We start from the raw sequence: 3,596 nt of genomic DNA, 5'->3' as shown, positions 1-3,596 counted from the left end.
GCACTTTTGCGTGCGGATTCCTCAGCGGCGGCCCCCGCGGCGCGGGTGGCTTTTTCCGCTGCAATTGCGGCGGCGTTTACCGCCAGCGCCGCATCGATTTTGGCATTGTCGGCGTTGAAGTCATCCATCAGAATGCGGTCGGATTTTTGCCAGCGGCTGAGTTGATATTGTTCTGTTCGGTCCAAAAAAATTCCTCCTTTGTCCTCGGCGCGTGTTTCCTATCTTTTGCGCCGGATGTGTGGCGCTGCGGGTCTGCCCCGCCGCGTTTTTAAGCCCGCCCGCCCCCGAAAAATCAATTAAATTCCGAGAAAACAAAAACGGGTCTTATTCTCACATAGTTTAAGAAGGATTCATGTACGCCCGCGTACACACTTTTTGTAAAATTTTTTGCCGCTCTGGCGCTGATTAAATAAAAAGCCGTGAGGAGGCCCTCACGGCTTGTCGGTTTCGCACGTCAAAATCAGCCCGCTCCACGGGCCTCCAATTGCGCCAGACGTTTGCGGCTATGGCAGAGAAGATCGCTGGTGACGTCGGTAAGGCTCTGCCCGCCGGACTGGAAAACCGCCACAAGAAAGCTTTTCTCCCTATATGTTTGATAAAGGGCATCCAGCGCCTCCCGCAAGGCCGTGTCCTGCCGCTCTTCATTCGTCAGCCAGACCTCCACCAGCTTTTGATTGGACCTGACGCATATTTCCAACAGACGCCGTCTCCTTTCGTAAAATTGCATGCGGCGCCGCTTTTTAGAACGCAGACCTACTGCTTCCTTCGGTAAACAAGTCCGTAATCTTCACTTTTCTACCCAAAGGGACGCGCTGCCAATGCTGCAATCAGTATTCCCAAATTGTGGATGTATATGCCGCGCAGGCGTACAATGTCCGCAGCGCCTATAACCCTTTCCGTTTTTGAGCACTCATCCAAAAAAGCACGGCACAGCCAGTGGTCGGAAATCAGAAGGATAGATTTTGAACCCGCCCCACCATGAGGACAAGACGGTCGGTCTCGGAGGAAATGACGCGGGATTTGTCCCACGCGGCGGCGTGTTTCGACCCGGAAAGCTGCGCTCCGCTTTTTTGGCCTCTCCCAATACCCGACTGTTCATGAAAAATAGGGAAACCGTCTGCGCCAGAACGAACACCCGCATGGCTGTTTCGGACACGGGAATTTTGCGCCGATCTCCGAAAATACCGCTGTACATCACGATGTCGCCCAAGGAGGCAATAAAGAACACGGTGATTCCGTATAGTGCCGCGGACTGCTCTTTTGTGGGACGGGGCATGTTCCGAAACAGACCTGTGATGCCGGAAACAATACACAAAACCAGCAACAACTGATAATAGCCCAACACCGATGTATAGAAAGCGGAATCGCCAAACAGAACGAGCGCCCCGTAAATACAGGAGCCGATGAGCGCCGTATATTGAACACCCCACAGAAATCTGCCAACCGCATACTGTCCGAGGTATAGAGAAAGAGAAGTGGTCAGCAGCGCCCCCATAATCACCATTCCCATCATCCGGTTAACCGCATAGATATCCAGAACCGTTCCCGCTCTGCTTAGAAAAAACGCCGTTTCGCTCTGGGGCCGTGATGCTCCGGGGACTTTCCAGCATTCTGGGGAACAGTATTAACGCAAGGACTGTCAGCACCGCCGCAAGGACAATGGCTGTCGGTTTATATGCTCGTCCAGATTTCGGATAAAATCACCTGTCAAACCCTCTCCCAACTTTTTCGCTTGCGTATTTTGCAAAGTTGATATACAATGTTATCTATCTATATTTTACGGATGTGATTTATATTGACAGAGCGGTTTGACATTGCCGGCTACTGCCGCATCTCCGTGGATGAAGAGCTGGACCGGGACAACACCTCTATTGAAAACCAAAAGGCCATTCTCTCGGACTTTGTGCGCCAGCGCTTTCCCGGCTCTTCTCTCTCCTTCTACGAGGATCGGGACCGCTCAGGCTATACCTTTGAGCAACGGGAGGGGTATCAGATTATGCGGCGGGAGCTGATGTCCCATGGGAAGGACATTCTTCTCGTAAAGGACTTCTCCCGTTTTTCCCGCCGGAACAGCCGGGGACTGGTGGAGCTGGAGGATTTGAGAGACGCGGGCGTGCGTATCATCTCCATCGGGGACGGCATCGACTTTCCCAACGATGACGACTGGCTGAAAATTCAGTTTCAGTTCCTCATCAACGAGATGCCAGTGACAGACACCAGCAAAAAGGTAAAGTCCGTCATCAAGAGGCGGCAGGCAGACGCGAAATGGATCTGCGCCGCACCCTACGGCTATGTCGTCAACAAGCAGCAATTGTTTGAAATCGTCCCCACCGAGGCGGATATTGTGCGTAACATCTTTTCCCTTTACAACGATGGCTGGGGCTATAAAAAAATTGCCAATTACCTGACCGAGCAAGGCATCCCCACCCCCCGCATGGCAGAGCGGGATCGAAAGGAAGCCGAGGGTGCGGAGTACCGCCGTCAGGTGAAGTCAACATGGAGTATCGTCACAGTGCAGGGCATTCTGGACAACGATTTTTATATCGGCACGCTGCGGCAGGGCAAATACACACGCAAAAAAATTAACGGCAGAGAATGTAAGCGGGATGCATCAGAACATCTGGTATTTGAAAACCATCATCAGCCAACGGTTGACTACCGCACCTTCGCCACCACCATGGCCCTGCGGGAAAAGCGCACCACCTCCAATTACCGGGGCGTGAAGGTCAACGACAACGTATACTCCGGGTTTCTTTTCTGCGGCGACTGCGGCTCGCCCATGTTTGCCATGAGCCGCCCGGATTTAAAGGACGCCTACCGCTGCGGAGAGTATCACAAGCGGGGCCTGAAGGCCTGCACCAGCCACCATATCCGGGTGGATCGGCTGGACGAGGTGATGAAGGCCTATCTCCGCAAAGTGCGGGAGCACTCCGCTGCCATGCTGGACCGGCTGAACAAAGACCTCATCCGGGAACAGGAGGATGTGGACGAAACGGAGCGTTCGGCAGAGCATCTCGACGAGATTCTCAAGGACCTTCAGGAGGAACTGAAAGCCACCAAGCGCCAGCGCATCCGGGACATCATGCGCCACCCGGAGCAGGAAGACGCTTTGGAGCAGACCTACGACGAGTTGGAGGGCGACCTTTTGGGTCGCATATCGGGCCTGCAAAACCAGATTTCCATGACCCAGGACAAGCGCAACACCATTATTCAGGTAAACCGCGTTGCCAAAACCGCCTTGGAAGTATTTGAGGACATTCTCAAAAAGCCCAAGCTGGAGCGAAATGATCTGGAGCTGATGATTCACCGCATAAATATTTTTGAGAACCACATTGAAATTCAGCTCAAAGCGGACGTAGACGCGATTTTGCAATCCGTGAGAACGGACGTATGCCTTGGGGCCCAAGAGGAAGCGGTTCCGGCTATGGCTTTTTTAGCGGGTGGCGAAAAATTCATGCAGAGCGCGGAGCACTCCCTGCAAATTGCCCAATCCAGCCCAAACAGGCCGGATAAAGTGTTTGATGTCAATCTTATCAGCGACGGCGACCCATTGTTGATTACATTGACACAGTGGCAACGGTTTTGCGGAGGATTGC

The 3,596-nt window shown here is 53.2% G+C and carries 3 protein-coding genes and 1 pseudogene; 1 reads left to right on the top strand and 3 read right to left on the bottom strand.

Annotated elements, in window-relative coordinates; genetic code table 11:
• The 3 genes and pseudogenes from RTK01_RS16285 to RTK01_RS16275 form a co-directional block, all read right to left on the bottom strand.
• Nucleotides 1–185 (bottom strand): annotated as a pseudogene (locus RTK01_RS16285) (hypothetical protein); the annotation flags it as partial.
• A 275-nt stretch (nt 186–460) separates the two neighbouring features.
• Complete coding sequence (locus RTK01_RS16280) at nt 461–697, bottom strand: hypothetical protein (protein ID WP_312281975.1); 237 nt, start codon at nt 695–697, stop codon at nt 461–463.
• Nucleotides 698–910: 213 nt separating this feature from the next.
• Nucleotides 911–1,513 carry a hypothetical protein gene (locus tag RTK01_RS16275; RefSeq protein WP_312281974.1) on the bottom strand — a complete coding sequence of 201 codons (603 nt, stop codon included), beginning with the start codon at nt 1,511–1,513 and terminating at the stop codon, nt 911–913.
• Nucleotides 1,514–1,795: 282 nt separating this feature from the next.
• Between RTK01_RS16275 and RTK01_RS16270 the strand changes: the two genes are divergently transcribed.
• The coding region (locus RTK01_RS16270) for a recombinase family protein (RefSeq protein WP_312281973.1) at nt 1,796–3,596 on the top strand (1,801 nt) is incomplete at its 3' end.

Origin of the sequence: Oscillibacter sp. (genome assembly GCF_031978065.1) — a bacterium.
GTDB lineage: Bacteria > Bacillota > Clostridia > Oscillospirales > Oscillospiraceae > Oscillibacter.
Note: the sequence above shows the minus strand (reverse complement) of the source record. Positions and strands in the feature narration are given on the sequence as shown.

Excerpts from the sequence above, each read along its gene's own strand:
- RTK01_RS16275 (WP_312281974.1), bottom strand. The coding sequence starts at position 1,513 with ATGATGGGAATGGTGATTATGGGGGCGCTGCTGACCACTTCTCTTTCT.